The 19,800-nt window shown below is 40.8% G+C and carries 18 protein-coding genes; 4 read left to right on the top strand and 14 right to left on the bottom strand.

Going from position 1 to position 19,800, the window contains the following annotated elements:
- The first annotated feature begins 144 nt into the window (after positions 1-144).
- Positions 145-1,215, top strand: coding sequence for a DUF3083 family protein (locus BW139_RS03325; RefSeq protein WP_076918664.1), 1,071 nt, complete (start codon positions 145-147; stop codon positions 1,213-1,215).
- A gap of 78 nt (positions 1,216-1,293) precedes the next feature.
- Here the strand turns inward: BW139_RS03325 and sucD are convergent, their stop codons facing one another.
- The 8 genes from sucD to sdhC all read right to left on the bottom strand — a co-directional run bounded on the left by sucD (position 1,294) and on the right by sdhC (position 11,154).
- Entirely contained in the window at positions 1,294-2,166 is an 873-nt protein-coding gene (gene sucD / locus BW139_RS03320) for a succinate--CoA ligase subunit alpha (RefSeq protein ID WP_010390118.1), read from the bottom strand.
- Positions 2,166-3,332, bottom strand: a complete 1,167-nt coding sequence (gene sucC / locus BW139_RS03315) for an ADP-forming succinate--CoA ligase subunit beta (RefSeq protein ID WP_008464053.1) — start codon at positions 3,330-3,332, stop codon at positions 2,166-2,168. The genes sucD and sucC overlap by 1 nt, the downstream gene beginning before the upstream one ends.
- Positions 3,333-3,508: 176 nt before the next feature.
- The gene (odhB, locus tag BW139_RS03310; protein WP_076918663.1) at positions 3,509-5,029 is read right to left on the bottom strand and encodes a 2-oxoglutarate dehydrogenase complex dihydrolipoyllysine-residue succinyltransferase; all 1,521 of its coding nucleotides are present in this window, start codon (positions 5,027-5,029) and stop codon (positions 3,509-3,511) included.
- Positions 5,030-5,032: 3 nt separating this feature from the next.
- Positions 5,033-7,852, bottom strand: a complete 2,820-nt coding sequence (gene sucA / locus BW139_RS03305; protein ID WP_008112092.1) for a 2-oxoglutarate dehydrogenase E1 component — start codon at positions 7,850-7,852, stop codon at positions 5,033-5,035.
- An 86-nt stretch (positions 7,853-7,938) separates the two neighbouring features.
- A complete protein-coding gene (locus BW139_RS03300; protein ID WP_008112091.1) occupies positions 7,939-8,655 on the bottom strand; it encodes a succinate dehydrogenase iron-sulfur subunit in 717 nt (238 codons plus the stop codon).
- A gap of 10 nt (positions 8,656-8,665) precedes the next feature.
- Positions 8,666-10,438, bottom strand: a complete 1,773-nt coding sequence (gene sdhA, locus BW139_RS03295) for a succinate dehydrogenase flavoprotein subunit (protein ID WP_008112088.1) — start codon at positions 10,436-10,438, stop codon at positions 8,666-8,668.
- A complete protein-coding gene (sdhD, locus tag BW139_RS03290) occupies positions 10,439-10,786 on the bottom strand; it encodes a succinate dehydrogenase, hydrophobic membrane anchor protein (RefSeq protein WP_076918662.1) in 348 nt (115 codons plus the stop codon).
- Positions 10,777-11,154, bottom strand: coding sequence for a succinate dehydrogenase, cytochrome b556 subunit (gene sdhC / locus BW139_RS03285; protein WP_010390126.1), 378 nt, complete (start codon positions 11,152-11,154; stop codon positions 10,777-10,779). The genes sdhD and sdhC overlap by 10 nt, the downstream gene beginning before the upstream one ends.
- A gap of 407 nt (positions 11,155-11,561) precedes the next feature.
- Here sdhC and BW139_RS03280 point away from each other — a divergent pair, with 407 nt between their 5' ends.
- The 3 genes from BW139_RS03280 to BW139_RS03270 all read left to right on the top strand — a co-directional run bounded on the left by BW139_RS03280 (position 11,562) and on the right by BW139_RS03270 (position 14,617).
- Positions 11,562-12,848, top strand: coding sequence for a citrate synthase (locus tag BW139_RS03280; protein WP_008112082.1), 1,287 nt, complete (start codon positions 11,562-11,564; stop codon positions 12,846-12,848).
- 113 nt (positions 12,849-12,961) lie between these two features.
- On the top strand, positions 12,962-14,188 hold the full coding sequence (locus tag BW139_RS03275; RefSeq protein WP_076918661.1) for an aminotransferase class V-fold PLP-dependent enzyme: 1,227 nt from the start codon (positions 12,962-12,964) through the stop codon (positions 14,186-14,188).
- A 12-nt stretch (positions 14,189-14,200) separates the two neighbouring features.
- Positions 14,201-14,617: a SufE family protein gene (locus BW139_RS03270; protein WP_008112079.1), complete on the top strand. Its 417-nt coding sequence runs from the start codon at positions 14,201-14,203 to the stop codon at positions 14,615-14,617.
- 35 nt (positions 14,618-14,652) lie between these two features.
- On the opposite strand, the gene tcdA is transcribed toward BW139_RS03270, so the two are convergent.
- The 6 genes from tcdA to msbA are packed head-to-tail and all read right to left on the bottom strand — an operon-like array spanning position 14,653 to position 19,786.
- Positions 14,653-15,450 carry a tRNA cyclic N6-threonylcarbamoyladenosine(37) synthase TcdA gene (gene tcdA / locus BW139_RS03265; protein ID WP_076918660.1) on the bottom strand — a complete coding sequence of 266 codons (798 nt, stop codon included), beginning with the start codon at positions 15,448-15,450 and terminating at the stop codon, positions 14,653-14,655.
- Positions 15,451-16,131 (bottom strand): TIGR01621 family pseudouridine synthase, encoded by a 681-nt coding sequence (locus BW139_RS03260; protein WP_076918659.1) that lies wholly within the window; start codon positions 16,129-16,131, stop codon positions 15,451-15,453. It abuts the gene before it with no gap.
- Positions 16,128-16,889: a 3-deoxy-manno-octulosonate cytidylyltransferase gene (kdsB, locus tag BW139_RS03255; RefSeq protein ID WP_008112075.1), complete on the bottom strand. Its 762-nt coding sequence runs from the start codon at positions 16,887-16,889 to the stop codon at positions 16,128-16,130. The genes BW139_RS03260 and kdsB overlap by 4 nt, the downstream gene beginning before the upstream one ends.
- Positions 16,877-17,074, bottom strand: coding sequence for a Trm112 family protein (locus tag BW139_RS03250; protein WP_008112074.1), 198 nt, complete (start codon positions 17,072-17,074; stop codon positions 16,877-16,879). The genes kdsB and BW139_RS03250 overlap by 13 nt, the downstream gene beginning before the upstream one ends.
- A complete protein-coding gene (lpxK, locus tag BW139_RS03245) occupies positions 17,064-18,044 on the bottom strand; it encodes a tetraacyldisaccharide 4'-kinase (protein WP_076918658.1) in 981 nt (326 codons plus the stop codon). The genes BW139_RS03250 and lpxK overlap by 11 nt, the downstream gene beginning before the upstream one ends.
- A complete protein-coding gene (msbA, locus tag BW139_RS03240) occupies positions 18,041-19,786 on the bottom strand; it encodes a lipid A export permease/ATP-binding protein MsbA (RefSeq protein ID WP_076918657.1) in 1,746 nt (581 codons plus the stop codon). Before msbA ends, lpxK begins: the two co-directional genes overlap by 4 nt.
- Positions 19,787-19,800: the final 14 nt, after the last annotated feature.

The following is a 19,800-nucleotide window of genomic DNA, read 5'->3' as shown; positions in this document are numbered from 1 at the left end:
CAGTAATAGATACGGGTTTATGCTGGTAATTAACAAAGTTTGTTTAATAAGGGATAGTTTATGAACAAAATTTGTTTTAGCGCAATATTTAAGTCATCAAAGCATTCTATAGTATAAAATAAACCCAACTTACAGGAACGAAAGATGGCTTCATTAAATCAACACCGTGTTTATATCCCAAGCAATGCTAGAGCAAACCATTATTTATTAGCTGAAATCACGCCAAACGATGACTTTTATAAGAGCTTTAGTAATATAAATTCGTGTTATCAGCGTATTGCTCGCCAACTATTTGCCGCTTGTGATGAATATGAACTTCACAATGTGCATTTACTCGCCAATGATAAACTACCGGTCGTGCGATTTCATGATGAGTCTTATCAACTTGAAACCGATAAGCAAATGTTATTTTTTTATAATCCTCGTTACCATGAAGCACATAAACTTCATTACACCGAAGATCAGCAAAGCAAAAAGATTCGCTTACTGTTTTTAGCCACTGGGGATGATATTCGTGCTCACTCCGCACAATTTCATAACAATGTACAAAAAGTATTGGATCTTTTACAACAGCAATTATTTGTAGACCAACCTAGCTTTAAATTACGTGATCATCAGCATTTAACCTATGATTTATTCGCTAAAGAAAAAGGCAATAAAGAAAGTTACGGTTATAAATTAAGAAGTTTGTACCCTCGTTATCAATCAAGACAATGCGAGATACCAAGTACACATGCAGAAATGACCTATGTCACCTTCTCGGTACCGGTAACACGTAATATTAAAACGCAGTTTCAAAGTGAAATTAACAGCCAAACTTACCAGCCATTCTACTCTCACTTTTCAAAACTATTTACCCAGTTATGTGAAGATAATAAACTCACGCACGCTGCGATGGTTGCTAATGGCGCAATGCCAATAATTCGCAACAGCCAAGTAGATCGAAATGAGGGAAATGAAGAGCTACAAAAAATTAGTTTTGATATAGAAGATTCAGCGCCACAAATGAAAGTCTTTTTTGAAGCCGATAAATTAGTCGAAACACTGCATTTTGTCATTGTGGCAGCTGAGCATAATAAACATGAAATTGGCTATGGTCGCTTTATGAACCAAGTAGAAAAAACTATTCATGGCTTATGTGATGAGTTAGCAATTAATAAACAACGCCAAGATTTAGCTGTACGCTTTTTTCAGCATATAAGTTACCCGTTTTAAAATTAAGGGCTATATGCTCTTGCTATAAATAACAAAAAGGCTCGCAATTGCGAGCCTTTTTTAAAGAATAAACGCTGATTACCAGCCTGTTTTCTCTTTAAGTGCTTTACCAATATCAGCAAGTGAACGTACAGTTTTTACGCCCGCAGCTTCTAATGCAGCAAATTTCTCATCAGCAGTACCTTTACCACCAGCGATGATTGCGCCAGCGTGACCCATACGCTTACCTTCTGGTGCAGTAACACCAGCAATGTAAGAAACAACAGGTTTAGTTACGTTAGCTTTGATGTACTCTGCAGCTTCTTCTTCTGCAGTACCACCAATTTCACCAATCATTACGATTGCTTCAGTTTGTGGATCTTTTTCGAACAATTCTAGAACGTCGATAAAGTTAGTACCAGGAATTGGATCACCACCAATACCAACACAAGAAGACTGACCAAAACCAGCGTCTGTAGTTTGCTTAACTGCTTCGTACGTTAAAGTACCAGAGCGAGAAACAATACCTACTTTACCAGGCTTGTGGATGTGACCAGGCATGATACCAATCTTAGTCTCACCAGGAGTGATAACACCTGGACAGTTAGGACCGATCATACGAGTACCTGTTTGATCTAGTTTAACTTTAACGTCAACCATATCAAGTGTAGGAATACCTTCAGTGATACAAACAATAAGCTCGATACCTGCATCGATAGCTTCTAAGATTGCATCTTTACAGAAAGGTGCTGGTACATAAATCACAGATGCAGTTGCACCTGTTGCTTCTACAGCGTCACGTACTGTGTTAAATACAGGAAGACCAAGGTGCGTTTGACCGCCTTTACCTGGGCTTACACCACCAACCATTTGTGTACCGTACTCAAGCGCTTGCTCTGAGTGGAAAGTACCTTGACCACCAGTGAAACCTTGACAGATAACTTTTGTATCTTTATTGATTAATACAGACATTATTTGCCCTCCGCAGCAGCAACAACTTTTTCAGCCGCGTCTGTTAATGATTCAGCAGCGATGATGTTAAGATCAGACTTAGCAAGTACTTCACGGCCTAATTCAGCATTAGTACCTTCTAAACGTACAACTACTGGAACTGTTACACCTACTTCTTTAACTGCGCCAATGATGCCTTCAGCAATCATGTCACAACGAACGATTCCGCCGAAGATGTTAACTAAAACAGCTTTAACGTTGTCATCTGAAAGGATGATTTTGAATGCTTCAGAAACACGTTCTTTAGTCGCGCCGCCACCAACATCTAGGAAGTTAGCTGGCTTGCCACCGTGTAGGTTTACGATGTCCATAGTACCCATTGCTAGGCCTGCACCGTTAACCATACAACCTACGTTACCATCTAGGGCTACGTAGTTAAGCTCGAAGCTTGCTGCGTGAGCTTCACGTGCATCTTCTTGAGATGGATCGTGCATTTCACGGATTTTAGGTTGACGGTAAAGTGCATTACCATCGATACCGATTTTACCATCTAGACAGTGAAGGTTACCTTCATCTGTGATTACTAGTGGGTTGATTTCAAGTAATGCGAAATCGAAATCGTTGAACATGTTGCCAAGACCCATAAAGATCTTAACGAACTGCTTCATTTGTGTAGGGTTAAGACCCAATTTAAAACCAAGCTCACGAGCTTGGTAAGCTTGAGGACCTACTAAAGGATCAATCTCAGCTTTGTGGATAAGTTCTGGTGTTTCTTCAGCAACCGTTTCAATTTCAACGCCGCCTTCAGTAGACGCCATGAACACAACTTTACGAGAAGCACGGTCAACAACAGCACCTAGGTACAGTTCGTTAGCGATGTCTGTACAGCTTTCTACTAAAATTTTAGCAACTGGCTGGCCTTTCTCGTCTGTTTGGTAAGTAACTAGGTTTTTACCTAACCAGTTAGCTGCAAACGCTTTAACTTCGTCGATAGTTTTAACTAGCTTTACACCGCCAGCTTTACCACGTCCACCTGCGTGAACCTGAGTTTTAACAACCCACATATCGCCGCCAATTTTTTCAGCAGCTGCTGCAGCTTCTTCAGGTGTATCGCAAGCGAAACCTTGAGAAACTGGTAAACCATATTCGGCAAAAAGTTGTTTTGCCTGATACTCATGCAAATTCATGATGCTTTATCCAATTTTTTATATTAAAAGAGCTGAATATTTATGCAAATAAACAACTATCCCAAATTGCGCGCCTAGTATAGATCTCATGGCGCTTCATGAAAACCCCAGTGTGACCATAGGCGCAAAAAAAAAGCTGTGATTTTAACTCACAGCTTATATTTTATACTACTTAATTAAACATCCAGCAGTAAACGTGTTGGATCTTCTAGTAACTCTTTAATTGTCACTAGGAAACCAACTGATTCTTTACCATCGATTTGGCGATGATCATAAGATAACGCTAAATACATCATAGGTAAGATTTCAACTTTACCATTAACAGCCATAGGACGATCTTGGATTTTGTGCATACCTAAGATTGAAGACTGTGGTAAGTTAATGATTGGTGTTGATAGTAATGAACCGAATACACCACCGTTAGTAATAGTGAAATTACCACCAGTCATATCGTCAAGTGTTAGCTTGCCATCACGACCTTTAAGCGCTAGTTCACGAATACCTTTTTCGATTTCTGCAACTGATAATTTGTCACAGTCTTTAAGTACTGGCGTTACTAGACCACGTGGCGTAGAAACAGCAATACTGATGTCGAAATAGTTGTGGTAAACAATATCATCGCCATCAATTGATGCGTTTACATCTGGGAAACGCTTTAACGCTTCAGTTACCGCTTTCACGTAGAAAGACATGAAACCTAAACGGATACCATGGCGCTTCTCAAATACTTCTTGGTACTGCTTACGAAGATCCATAATTGGCTTCATGTTAACTTCGTTAAACGTAGTTAACATAGCTGTTGAATTTTTCGCTTCAAGAAGACGATTAGCAATGGTTTTACGTAATCGTGTCATAGGCACACGTTTTTGAGTACGGTCACCCATTGGTGCAGCTGGTGCAGCTTCTGCTTTCTTAGCTGATTGTGCAGGTGCTTTTAAGAAAGTGTCGACATCTTCTTTAGTTACACGGCCATTCTTACCAGTACCCTTGATTTTAGAAGCATCAAGGCCTTTCTCAGCAATTAAACGACGAACTGACGGTGTTAACACATCTGAACTGTCGCTTGAGCTTTCTTCTTTGGCTACTGGTGCATCCGCTTTAGCTTCTGATTTAGCTGGAGCAGCACCTGCTTTTACTTTACCAATAACTTGCTCACCAAGAACAGTATCGCCTTCGTCATGGATTATTTCACCCATTACGCCGTCTGCTTGGGCAACAACTTCAAGTACAACTTTATCTGTTTCAATATCTACCAAGTTTTGGTCGCGTGTTACGGCGTCGCCTGGTTGAACATGCCAAGTAGCAATTGTTGCATCTGCAACTGATTCTGGAAGTACAGGTACTTTAATATCCACTTCTTTACCTTCTGATGCTGGTGCTGATTGCGCCGCTGGCGCGTCTTCTGATTCATCTGATGCTGAGTCATCTTGTTTTGACTCTTTAGTTGCCGGTGCTTCATCTGCATCGCCAATTAAACCGATCACTTGGTCGCCAAGTACCGTAGCACCTTCTTCTTGTGAAATTTCAGTGATTACACCATCATTTTGTGCAACCACTTCTAAAACCACTTTGTCTGTTTCAATATCTACTAAGTTTTGGTCACGGCTTACTTTGTCGCCAACACTAACATGCCATGTAGCAACGGAAGCATCTGCAACCGACTCAGGAAGAACAGGAACTTTAATTTCTGTGCTCATTGCTTATCCTTTCTTTTCTATAGTAAGCGCGTCGGCAACGAGCGCTTGTTGTTCTTTAGTATGTACCGACATATAACCACATGCAGGTGATGCTGAAGCTTTACGGCCAGCATATTTTAATTTTGCATCTTGTGGAATTGCATCAATAAAGTGATGTTGAGAACAATACCAAGCGCCTTGGTTTTGTGGCTCTTCCTGACACCATACAAAATCTTTAACATGCTGATAACGTTCTATAATCGTCTTCATTTCGTCATGTGGGAACGGGTATAGCTGTTCAACACGAACAATAGCAATGTTGTCTTGCTCAAGCTTACGACGCTCTTGTAATAATTCGTAGTAAACTTTACCACTACAAAATACAACGCGTTCTACTTTCTTCGCATCAATATCATCAATTTCATCGATCACATTGTGGAATACACCCTCAGAAAGCTCTTCAAGTGATGATGTAGCTAATGGGTGACGTAGCAATGATTTTGGCGTCATAACAATCAGTGGACGACGAAGAGGTCTTACCGATTGACGACGAAGCATCGCATAAACTTGTGCCGGTGTTGATGGTACACACACTTGCATATTATGATCAGCACAAAGCTGTAAAAAGCGCTCAAGACGCGCAGAGCTATGCTCAGGACCTTGGCCTTCATAACCATGTGGCAATAAACACGTTAGGCCACATAGACGGCCCCACTTTTGCTCGCCTGAACTTAAGAACTGGTCGAATACAACCTGTGCACCATTGGCGAAATCACCAAATTGCGCTTCCCACAGAACAAGTGAAGTCGGCTCTGCAGTTGCATAACCATATTCAAATGCTAATACCGCTTCTTCAGATAAAACCGAATCAAATACTTCAAATGTACCTTGATCTTCACTGATGTTTTGTAGCGGCAAGTACGTTGCACCGTCTTTTTGGCCATGAACAACGGCATGGCGATGGAAGAAGGTACCACGGCCAGAATCTTGACCTGTTAGGCGAATATCCGTGCCTTCAGCAGCAATAGTTGCATACGCTAAAGTTTCTGCCATACCCCAATCAAGTGGTTTTTCACCGGCTGCCATTGCTTTACGATCATCGTATATTTTCTTAACACGTGACTGTGCTTTGTGATCTTCAGGGTAACTTGCAACAATGTTACCAAGTTCTTTAAGCTTCTCTACAGAAACAGATGCATCGTAGTCAACATTCCAATCATGACCAACGTATTTAGCCCAATCAGAAGAGTGTGACGTTTCTGGTTGAATTTCTTCAACCACACAGTTGCCATCATCTAAGCCATTACGGTAATCATCAGCAAGCGCTTTGACTTCATCTTCTGTAAAAGAACCTTCTGAAATTAACTGATCGGCATAAATTAAGCGCGGAACTGGATGCTTTTTAATTTTTTGATACATAACAGGCTGTGTAGCATTTGGCTCATCAGCTTCGTTATGACCATGGCGACGGTAACAAACCAGGTCAATCACTACATCACGCTTAAACTGGTTTCTAAAATCAAGCGCTAGTTGCGTAACAAACGCAACCGCTTCAGGATCATCAGAGTTTACGTGGAAAATTGGTGACTGGACCATTTTTGCAATATCAGTACAGTAATCAGTAGAGCGAACATCGTCTTGTTTGCTTGTTGTAAAACCAACTTGGTTATTAACAACGATACGAATACTGCCACCACAACTAAATGCATTAGTTTGTGATAAGTTAAACGTTTCTTGTACAACACCCTGACCTGCAATTGCAGAGTCGCCGTGAATCGTAATAGGAAGTGCTTTACTGCCCGTTTTATCGTTTAGACGATCAAGACGTGCGCGTACAGACCCCATTACCACAGGATTTACGATTTCTAAGTGCGATGGATTAAACGCAAGTGCCATATGCACATTGCCGCCTTTAGTCGCGAAATCTGAAGAGTAACCCATGTGATACTTAACATCACCCGAGCTTAATGTGTCTTTGTGTTTACCAGCAAACTCATCAAATAACTCTGATGGATTTTTACCAAGCACGTTCACAAGTACATTTAAACGACCGCGGTGAGCCATGCCGATTACGGCTTCTTTTTGGCCACTTTCACCCGCGCGGTGTATAAGCTCTTTAAGCATAGGTACTAACGCATCACCACCTTCAAGTGAGAAACGCTTAGCACCCGGGAACTTAGCCCCTAAATATTTTTCAAGACCATCAGCCGCTGTTAATCCTTTTAGGATACGTAGCTTTTCATTTTTATCGAATTTTGGCCTAGACTGAACAGACTCTAAACGCTGTTGTAACCAACGTTTCTCTTCTGTTGATGTGATGTGCATATACTCGGCGCCAATAGAACCACAATATGTAGTTTTTAGTGCTTGGTATAACTCACCTAAAGGCATAGTATCGCGGCCTACGGCAAACGATCCTACGTTAAATTCGCGGTCAAAGTCAGCATTTGATAAGTCGTGGTACTCTAGCTCTAAATCTCGTACACGCTCTCGTTGCCAAATACCTAATGGATCTAGGTTCGCATTTTGGTGTCCACGAAAACGGAAAGCATTAATAAGTTGCAGAACTTTAACCTGTTTAAGGTCACCGCCGCTGCCCTCTGCTACCACTACTTCTCTATGCTTGTTTTTAGCAAGCGCCGCAAATTGTGAACGAACTTCTGAATGTTTTACTTCAACATCCACACCATCTACTTTTGGTAATTGTTCGAACACTTCTCGCCATTCTTCTGGCACCGAAGTCGCATCGTCTAAATACGCTTCATAAAGCTCTTCAACATAAGCAACGTTACCGCCGTTTAAATGTGAAGATTCTAGCCATGCCTTCATCACACCTTCGTGCATTTATAAGCCCTTTTTTTTAGCGCAGAAATTAATAGTTATATAACAAGATGGCTAATAAATATTAGCCATCTTTCGTCTACCAGAAATTAAACCGAGCGGTTTAATAACATAGATTTTATTTGCCCAATTGCTTTAGTCGGGTTAAGACCCTTAGGACAAACGCTAACACAGTTCATGATACTGTGGCAACGGAACACACTGAATGCATCGTCTAAGTCGGCTAAACGCTCTTCTGTTGCAGTATCTCGGCTATCAGCTAAGAAACGGTAAGCATGAAGAAGGCCTGCTGGACCTATAAACTTATCTGGATTCCACCAGAAAGAAGGACACGATGTAGAACAACATGCACATAAAATACACTCATAAAGCCCATCTAATTTATCACGCTCTTCAATAGATTGAAGACGTTCGCCTGCAGCAGGCTCGTCATTAATTAAATAAGGTTTTACTTTTTCGTATTGAGTGTAGAACTGACTCATGTCAATAACAAGGTCACGAACAACAGGAAGTCCAGGTAATGGACGTACTACGATTTTACCTTTGCCATTTTTTTGTAGCGTAGATAAAGGAGTAATACATGCTAACCCATTCTTACCATTCATGTTTACACCGTCTGAACCACACACACCTTCACGGCATGAACGACGGAATGATAAAGTTGGATCTTGCTCTTTTAATAATAAAAGTGCATCCAATACCATCATGTCTTGGCCTTCCTCAGTTTGCAAAGTGTAGTCTTGCATACGAGGTGCGTTGTCAACATCTGGATTGTAACGATAAACTGAAAATTGTACTTGTGCCATCGTCTCGCTCCTAGTAGGTACGTGCTTTAGGTGGGAAAGCTTCACGTAGCTTAGGCTCGTAGTTTACTTTACGCTTGCTCATTTCATCCGTTACCGGATTGAATACTGAGTGACATAACCAGTTTTCGTCATCACGATCTGGGAAGTCAAAGCGAGAGTGTGCGCCACGGCTTTCAGTACGGAAGTTTGCAGCTACTGCAGTTGAGTAAGCTGTTTCCATTAAGTTGTCTAATTCTAAACATTCAATACGCATGGTGTTGAAGTCTGATGATTTATCATCAAGACGTGCATGCTGTAGACGTTCACGAATTTCTTTAAGCTCAGTAAGACCCGTAGCCATTGAGTCACCTTCACGGAATACCGAGAAGTTAAGCTGCATACACTGTTGTAGGTCTTTCTTGATTTGTACTGGGTCTTCGCCTTGACCAACTGTTGAGCTTTCCCAACGGTTAAATCGAGCTAAAGACGCTTCTAAATCAGACTCAGAAGCTGCTTTAGAGATTTCAACGTCATTTAGGTACTTACCTAGGAAGTTACCAGCAGCACGACCAAATACAACTAAATCAAGTAATGAGTTACCACCAAGGCGGTTAGCACCGTGTACAGATACACATGCAATCTCACCAACCGCAAATAAACCTTGAACTACTTTTTCGTTGCCAGCGGCATCGATATTTAGTACTTGACCATTTACGTTAGTAGGTACACCACCCATCATGTAGTGACATGTTGGGATAACTGGAATTGGTTCTTTTGCAGGATCAACGTGAGCAAATGTTTTAGCAAGATCACATACACCAGGAAGGCGTAAGTTAAGCGTTTCTTCGCCTAAGTGGTCAAGTTTCAACTTAAGGTGAGGACCCCAAGGACCATCACAACCACGACCTTCACGAATTTCTGTCATCATTGAACGAGCAACAACGTCACGAGATGCTAAATCTTTAGCATTTGGTGCATAGCGCTCCATGAAGCGTTCGCCATCTTTATTTAAAAGATAACCACCTTCACCACGACAACCTTCAGTTACTAGCGTACCAGCACCTGCGATACCTGTCGGATGGAACTGCCACATTTCCATGTCTTGCATAGAAATACCAGCACGAGTCGCCATACCAACACCGTCACCAGTGTTAATGTGAGCATTAGTTGTTGATGCGAAAATACGACCTGCACCACCAGTAGCTAACACAACTGCTTTTGATTTGAAGAAAGTGATTTCACCTGTTTCAATTTCAATTGCTGTACAACCTACTACATCGCCATTATCGTTTTTAACTAAATCAAGTGCATACCATTCTGAGAACACATTTGTTTTGTTTTTAACGTTTTGTTGATAAAGAAGGTGTAATAATGCGTGACCAGTACGGTCAGCAGCTGCTGCTGTACGTGCAGCTTGTTCACCACCAAAGTTTTTCGATTGACCACCGAAAGGACGTTGGTAAACACGGCCATTTTCAAAACGAGAAAATGGTAAACCCATGTTTTCTAATTCAGTAATAGCTTCTGGGCCTGTATTGCACATGTATTCGATAGCGTCTTGGTCACCGATAAAATCGGAGCCTTTAACGGTATCATACATATGCCATTCCCAGTTATCTTCATGCGAATTACCTAGCGCTACTGTAATACCACCTTGAGCAGATACAGTGTGTGAGCGTGTCGGGAAAACTTTAGAGATTAGCGCACATGTTTTGCCAGATTCAGTAATAGCAAGAGCAGCGCGCATACCTGCACCACCGGCACCAATTACTACGGCGTCAAATTCACGAACAGAATATTTCACTTAAACACCCCATAAAACGATTAAACCTACAGCTACGTAAGCAACAGCCATTAGGTTTAGTACAAAGCCTAAAAAAGCACGCAATTTAGCGCCCTTTACATAGTCGGTTAGAACCTGCCAAAGGCCAATACGGGTATGAACCATAATGCAAACTAGGGTAATTAATGTCGCCCCTTTCATTGCTAGGTTAGAGAATAGGCCTGTCCAGGCGTCATATGTGACTTCTGGCATCGCTAAAAAATAGCCGATAATAAAAATTGCATACGCACTGATTATTAATGCCGTTGTGCGTAAAGATACATAATCTTGTACGCCATCACGTTTAAGAGTTGCTTGATTTAAGACCATATCCACACCCCTGCCAATACAGCAAACACAACGCCAAGTGCCATCGCAATTTTAGCGCTAGTGTTGCCTGATTCAAGTTCTTCCCAATGCCCCATGTCCATAATAATATGACGGATACCACCAATAAGGTGATAACCCAATACAGAAAGGGTGCCCCAAGCTATAAATTTGGCAATGAATCCGTTAAACAGACCCTTGACGAATTCAAAACCTTCAGCTGAAGAAAGAGACTCTGACCAAGCCCAAATGACAAACGTTAAAGCAAAAAATAATGCAACACCGGTGACGCGGTGAAAAATTGAAGCTTTAGCCGTTGCCGGCATAGATATAGTTGTTAGATCTAGATTTACAGGTCTTTGCTTTTTCACAGTTACTTGCCCATCTTGCCCGCAGTGGGGCTCATCTACTTGTTTTTCTAAAACCCACCAAGTGTTTCTGGTGGAACTATCAAAATAAACGTATTAATACCAATAAAGTTCACTTTTTATGAAAAATATTATGTAAAAAAAAGTTTACCCAAATACTAATTGGTTAAAAACCTCCGATAGTATATATAGCCGGAGACTCTTTTACAATTCTTGTTTACTTTGAGACGTTTGCGAATTAGCCAATGGTATAATATTCAATCTATACCGAATATTTATTATACATATGTGCATAATACTTATAAAAATTGACTTTATACCCCTCTTTCACGTTAAAATGTAAAGATGTGCTTAGAATAGATTTTAGAATATAAAAAATCAGAATAGTTATCTTAATAGGAGATACATAGATGGCAGATAAGAAAGCCACAGTCCATATTGATGGGCTAGATCCAATCGAACTTCCAATTTATCAAGGTACTGCTGGCCAAGATGTAATTGATGTACGTACACTCGGCTCACATGGTCACTTTACTTATGACCCAGGTTTCATGTCGACTGGTTCTTGTGAATCTACCATCACTTACATCGATGGTGGTAAAGGTGTTTTACTACACCGTGGTTACCCAATCGAGCAGTTAGCAGAAAGCTCTAACTACATTGAGTTATGTTACTTACTTTTAAACGGTGAGTTACCAACTAAAGAGCAATACGATGATTTTGCTACAAAAATCACTCGTAGCACTATGCTAGATGAGAAAATCGCAAACTTCTTCCAAGGTTTCCGTTTTGATGCTCACCCAATGGCAATGCTATGTGGTGTTGTTGGTGCTTTATCTTCTTTTTATCATGAAGATCTTGATATCACTGACGCAGTTCAACGTAAAACAAGCGCTATTAAATTAGTTGCTAAGTTACCAACAATTGCAGCAATGGCATACAAAACAAACATCGGTCAACCGTTTGTATACCCACGCAATGATCTGAGCTATGCAGAAAACTTCTTACACATGATGTTCTCTGTTCCTGCTGAAGAATACAAAGTAAACCCAGTAACAGCTAAAGCAATGGATAAAATCTTTATGCTTCATGCTGACCACGAACAGAATGCTTCAACGTCAACAGTACGTTTAGCAGGTTCTTCTGGTGCTAACCCTTATGCATGTATTGCTGCGGGTATTGCATCTCTTTGGGGCCCTGCTCACGGCGGTGCTAACGAAGCATGTTTAAACATGTTAGAAGAAATTGGCTCAGTTGATCGTATTGACGAATACGTAGCAAAAGCAAAAGATAAAGCGGATCCGTTCCGTCTTATGGGCTTTGGACACCGTGTTTACAAAAACTTCGACCCACGTGCAACCGTAATGCGTCAAACGTGTCATGAAGTATTAGCAGAGCTAAACATTCAAGATCCATTGCTTGATATTGCTATGAAGCTTGAGCAAATTGCACTTGAAGACCCATACTTTGTTGAGAAGAAACTATACCCTAACGTAGATTTCTACTCAGGTATTATCTTAAAAGCGATTGGTATTCCTACTAGCATGTTCACTGTAATTTTTGCAATGGCACGTACTGTAGGTTGGATCTCACACTGGGACGAGATGCTTTCTCAACCTGGCCACAAGATCAGCCGCCCACGTCAGCTTTACACAGGTGAAACAGCCCGTGATTACAAAGCAACTGACAAGCGCTAAGCTTTAAAGTTAGTTTAAAAGGCCGCTTTTGCGGCCTTTTTTATTACACGTTACTTGAGAATTATCTTAAACCGATTACAATTCCTGCCCAAATTGATTAACTTTATGAGCCTATGTCTGTGTCCTCGTTTGATCCTAAAACAATCCGTAATGATTTCCCTACCCTAAATCAGACAATCAATGGCTACCCTTTGGTTTATTTAGACTCGGCAGCAACAACACAAAAGCCACAATGCGTGATTGACGCTACTAACGAGTTTTACACCTATCAGAATGCAAATGTTCATCGCGGCCGTCATACCCTTAGTGAGCAAGCTACAACGGCTTATGAGCTAGTACGTCAACGCGTTGCTGATTATTTTCAGGTAAGCGGTAATGAAATTGTTTGGACTAAAGGCGCTACTGAGGCGATTAACTTAGTTGCACATGGCCTAAGAAATACATTAACAACTGACGACACCATTTTAATTAGCCCAATCGAGCATCACGCGAATATTGTGCCATGGCAAGAACTTGCGGCATACACTGGAGCAACCTTAAAAGTGCTGCCACTCAATGACGATGCCACCTTTGATATTAGCCAGTGTTGTGACGTAATTAAACTTACCAAGCCTGCGCTGCTAGCTATTACACAAGCCTCTAATGCGCTGGGCAATATTACCGATTTAACTCCGCTGATAACCGCTGCGAAGGCAGTAGATGCGTTAACTTTAGTCGATGGCGCACAAGGCGCCCTTCATTTAAGACCTAATTTAATAAAGCTTGATTGTGATTTTTACGTGTTTTCAGCTCACAAAATGTTGGGGCCAACAGGATTAGGCGGTTTATATGGCCGCTACAGCGCACTTAATGCATTATCGCCTTACCAAACAGGCGGTGAAATGATTGAAAAAGTGACCCTAACGCAAAGCACTTATCGTGACGCTCCCGCTAAGTTTGAAGCAGGAACACCGAATATAGCCGGTGTTTTAGGCTTTGGTGCGGCGCTTGAGTATTTAATGTCACTTGATCAGCAAACATTAAAGCACTATGAACAACAGTTGTTTATTTATGCAGCGAACGCACTGAATCAAATAGACGGTATTAGTATCTATAGCGACCTAAAATCGAACATTGGTACACTGTGCTTTAATTATAAAAATGAGCATCCGTATGATCTGGCAACTTTACTTGACGGCTATGGTATTGCAGTGCGAAGTGGTCATCATTGTACCCAACCATTAATGACCCATTTAAAACTAAATGGCTCACTCAGAGCGAGTTTTGCATTTTATAATACGACTAAAGATGTAGACCAATTTATTACTGCGCTTAAAGAATGCATCGCTTTATTAGACTAATTTGGATAAATAATGACTCAGACATACCAACGGGTAAGTAAAAACATTGAAAGCAGTGCAAGCTGGCAACAGAAATACCGTGAAATTATGTTACTTGGCAAAACACTCCCACCACTTGCCGATATATTAAAAACCGACGATGCGCTCGTGCAAGGCTGTGAGAGTAAAGTGTGGATGTTTGTTGAATTTGACCTAACCGAGAATGCGTTGGTTGTGATTGGTGATTCTGATACGCGCATAGTGAAAGGCTTATTGGCGTTAATTTTAGCCCTGTATAACGGTTTAACACCAGAAGAGGTGTTAAACGTTAATGCCTATGAAGAATTTGAAAAACTTGGCTTAATTAGCCACTTAAGCGCTTCTCGCGGCAATGGAGTAAAAGCCATGGTTGAAAAAATACAAACCTTAGCCAAACAAAAAGCGCGTTAAGCGCTTTTTATAACAGTATAATAAGCAGATTGTAGTTAAATATTTAAACGTGCATGCTTATCTAAATATTTTCTCACTGCTTTAGCGGCAACAAAGAATCCAAAACTTCCAGTGATCATCGTCACTGATCCAAAGCCATTATTACAGTCCATATTCATACTGCCATCTGCATTTTGTTTCGCATGACACACATTGCCATCGCTACCTGGATAAACAAGCTGCTCTGTTGAATATACACAGTCAATATTAAATTTACGTTTTGGGTTAGAGCTAAAATTATATTGCTTACGCAAAATATAACGTACTTTTGCAAGTAATGGATCTTGAGTGGTTTTTGCCACATCACCAAAAGTAATTTGACTCGGATCGGTTTGCCCACCTGCACCGCCCGTGGTAATTATAGGCAATTTATTACGCTTACAGTGCGCGATTAACGCCGCTTTTTCTTTTACCGCATCTATACAATCTATTATATAATCAAAGCCTTGAATATGCTCTTGAATATTATCAAGGGTAATAAAATCGTCAATCACATTCACTATACACTCAGGGTTTATCAGCTCGCAGCGCGCCTTCATGGCATTCACTTTAGCTTCGCCTATTGTACCTGTTAAGGCATGAATTTGACGATTGACATTGGTTGCGCAAATATCATCTAAATCAATTAAGGTGATTTTACCCACACCGGTACGCGCTAGTGCTTCAGCAGTCCAACTGCCTACACCACCAATACCCACAACACAAAAATGTGATTGCTGTAACCACTCAAATTGCTGTTGACCATATAGTCGTTTAATACCACCAAAGCGGATATCAGTTACTTGTTCACTCATTTACCAATCCAATTTCCACGGCGTTTGCCAAGAATTAAAATCTTGATGTTTTATTAATTGCGCATACTCTTCACCAGATTGTGGCAACAGGGTATGTTGTATTTTTTGCCCTTTCCAATTAAAATCCAGCGCAAATGCATGTAAATAGGTACGCTCTGCAGGGCTCCCTGCATAACTCGCATCACCCATTATGGGGGCACCCAAACTCTTTAATGCCACCCTAAGCTGATGGGTTTTCCCCGAGTATGGTTTTAATAAGTAAGCTCTAAAACCGCTTTTAAAGCTAAACGAATAAAAGCGTGTAATAGCAGGGTTACTTTGTGAGTTTAATAATTTATACGTGCCACGGCGAGACTTAGCCATATCACCTTTAACCCAGCCTTGCTTTTTTTTAGGCTTGGTATCACTGACCGCTAGATAAAACTTATTAATCGCATGCTGGGTAAATAATTGCGTAAATTCAGCTGCTGCCGCTTTGCTTCGCGCGAGTATAATCAACCCAGAGGTGACTTTATCTAAACGGTGTACTGCAAATAATTTTTCGTTTAACTGTTGCTCAGCTAGTACCACAAAACCGGGACCTTCCTCAGAGTGAAAATTGAGCCCTTGCGGTTTATTTATGATGTAAAAATCATCATGCGTATATTGCACTTTTAATACAGGCGTTTGTGTTGTGTTCACGCGCTTTTACTTTGAATATGGGCAACCACTTTAGCCAAATCTTCTGGTGTGTCGACTCCTGCATGAGGTGTAACTAATGCTTGCTCTATTTTAATTGCATAACCATGGTATAGCACGCGTAACTGCTCTAACGATTCAAGTAGTTCTAATGGTGAAACACTTAATTCAATATATTGCTTTATAAATCCTGCACGGTAAGCATAAATACCCACGTGGCGTTGAAAAGGCGCTAAATTCAGCGGTTGCTGCTCTGCCATCATGGTACTCCTATCAAAAGGAATACTCGCTCTTGAAAAGTACAAGGCATTTTTATTAATGTCACTGACCACTTTAACCGCATTAGGATTAAACACTTCATCACGCTCTTCAATAGCAACACTTAAGGTTGCCATTGGTGCAATTGATTGCGCTAATAATGTCGCCACTTGCGATACGTTATCAGGGGATAACAAAGGTTCATCACCTTGTACATTTACCACGATAGTGTCATCGGCTAAATTAAGTAAATCCACCACCTCGGCTAAGCGCTCTGTACCTGATTGATGATCTTCACGTGTCATCAAAACGTTACTAGTAAAACGTTTAGCAGCATCAAACACTTTTTGATGATCGGTGGCAATAACCACCTTGCTAGCTCCTGACAAACAGGCTTTTTCATACACATGCTGTATCATTGGTTTGCCACAAATATCAGCGAGCGGTTTACCTGGTAAACGCGTAGAAGCGTAACGCGCAGGGATAACAACTACGAATTCCACTTTTCTACCTCTTCAAGAGACAATTCACGGGCTTCATTTTCAAGTAGCACCGGAATATCATCACGTACTGGGTAAGCTAGTTTTGCTGCTGTGCTGATCAGCTCTTGGTTTTCTTTATCAAAGCGCAACTTACCTTTACATACAGGGCAAGCAATAATTTCGAGTAACTTTGTGTCAAAGGCCATGATGGATCCCTTTTTCTTTTAATAATAAATTTAATGTGTTTATTACTGCTGCAGTTGGCTGAGCGTCAACTGGCAAGTAATACCAATTCGGCTTTGCAAAATCACGGCACTTAACCGCATCTTTTTCTGTCATTAATATACAGTCATCACCAAATTGAGCAAAATCATCTGCGCTGTAAGCATAATGATCGCGAAAGTGATGTGTTGACAACAATTCTATACCATGCGCTTTTAATGATGCTTCAAAACGTTGTGGATTGCCAATTGCACTCACCGCATGCGCTGATTTTATAGCCGTTGTTATCTCAGTATTATCGGCAACACGTTTAATAACTGATGGTTGCAAGCGATAACTAAATTCATGCTCAGAGCCATTTTCAATCACTAAATCTACACTGTTTAAACGAGAGGCGGTTTCACGAAGTGGTCCTGCTGGCATTAAAAAGCCATTACCAAATTTTCTTTCGCTATCAACAATACAACATTCTATACTGCGCGCCATTTTGTAATGCTGCATGCCATCATCTGAAATAATCACATCAAGCTTGAAATGTTTATTGAGCATTTCTATATTTTGCTGTCTATTTGGCCCCACAACTAACGGACATTGTAAACGGTTAAATAAAAGTACCGGCTCATCCCCACCCTCTAAAGTAGTCGTATTGGCAGTCACTAATAATGGGTAATGAGCTGCTTTCCCACCATAGCCGCGACTAATTAAACCAACTGATAAACCTTGGGCGATTAAGTGATCATGCAGCCATAATACAAATGGGGTTTTACCATTGCCGCCAACGCTTATATTACCAACCACAATAACCGGTGTTTTGCTGATAAACGATTTAAAAATGCCGAACTTATAGCAATATTTACGCAGCAAAGAAATACAGCCAAAAATAGCGGACAGTGGTAATAGCAATAACGTAATTAAGCTAAAAGGTTTGTACCAGCTTTGCTCTATTTTACTCACCCCTGCTCACCAAACTGCATTTTACAAAGAGCTGAGTAGGTACCATCGTTAGCCAGTAATTGAGTATGCGTGCCACTTTCTATCACTTTACCGTTGTCAATCACATAAATACGGTCACTATTTTCAATAGTCGATAGCCTATGAGCGATAACAATAGAGGTTTTATCTTTCATTAATGTATCAAGGGCATGTTGAATAAGCTTTTCAGACTCAGTATCCAAGGCCGAGGTCGCTTCATCTAAAATTAAAATAGGTGCGTCTTTTAAAATAGCACGGGCAATCGCAATACGTTGGCGTTGACCGCCTGAAAGCATTACCCCGTTCTCACCAACCATAGTATTAAGTTGCTCGGGTAAGTCTTTTACAAACTCCCACACATGAGCTTGCTTCGCAACGGTGTGAAGCTCTTCGATAGAGATTTCGCGTTGTAAACCATAACAAATATTATTGGCAATCGTGTCATTAAATAGCACCACTTGTTGCGACACTAACGCAAATTGACGGCGAAGATCAGTAAGCTTATATTCATTAAGAGCAACACCATCGAGTAAAATTTCGCTTGGCGCTTCTAAGTCATAATATCGGGGTAACAAATTAGAAATAGTCGATTTACCCGAGCCAGAACGGCCAACAAGCGCAATACTCTCACCGGCTTTAATGTTCAGTGATAAATCGTTAAGCACGGCTTCATCCTTGGTTGGGTATTTAAAGGTCACGTTTTTTACCTCAATATGCCCTTTTACCTTATCAACCGGTAAAGTACCCGTGTCTTTTTCAATTTCTTCATCAAGCACTAAAAAAACACTCTGCGCTGCTGAAATACCACGCTGTAGATCGCTGTTAACATTAGCCAATTGTTTTAGTGGGCGCAGTAGCATCATCATTGATGAAATAAGCACTACAAAATCACCAGAGCTAATACTGTCTATCATAGAGGGCATAGAGACAACCCATAAAATAACAGCCATTGCACTGGCGGCTAAAATTTGAATAATAGAGACACTTAACGCCTTAGTCGCATCCATTTTGATACGTTGCTGGCGATTATGATTATTAATTTTAGAAAATTGATCAATTTCTTGCGTTTGGCCACCAAAGCCATGGATCACCTTGTGACCACTAAGCATTTGCTCTGAGCTACGTGTTACCTGTCCCATAGCAGACTGAATATTTTTCGAGATATGACGAAAACGTTTAGATACCACGGCTACTATGATGGCTACCAGTGGGATAATCACTAAAAAGATTAACGATAGTTGCCAACTGGTATAAAACATCAAAGCGAGTAAAAACACCACAAAAGCGCCTTCACGCACTACAATAAGCAAAGCCTTGGTAATTGCTTGTTGGACTTGCTCAGTATCAAAGGTAATTTTTGAAATAAGATCGCCCGTCGAATTTTTATCATGAAACGATACCGGTAAATGTAATATATGCTCAAACAGCTCTTGGCGCAGCGCCCTCACGACTTGTGAGCCAACATAGCTTAAACAGTACGATGACATAAAGTTAAATACGCCACGCCCGATAACCAGCGCAATAACCACAAATGGCGCATAAGTAAGTACCTGACTGTTACGCTCATTTAAACCTTCATCGATAAACGGCTTCATCAGTTGAATGAATAATGCATCCATACCTGAGTAACCTATCATTCCAATAATCGCGACGATGGCAACCGTCTTATAGGCGCCAACGTAAGAAACAAGCCGTTTATAAATTTGTGTAGTACTTTGTTCCATAACACTCTCTAAAA

This window comes from Pseudoalteromonas sp. SK18, assembly GCF_001974855.1.
Lineage (GTDB): Bacteria > Pseudomonadota > Gammaproteobacteria > Enterobacterales > Alteromonadaceae > Pseudoalteromonas.
The sequence above is the reverse complement of the archived record's forward strand: the minus strand, read 5'-3'. Positions and strand labels throughout refer to the sequence as shown.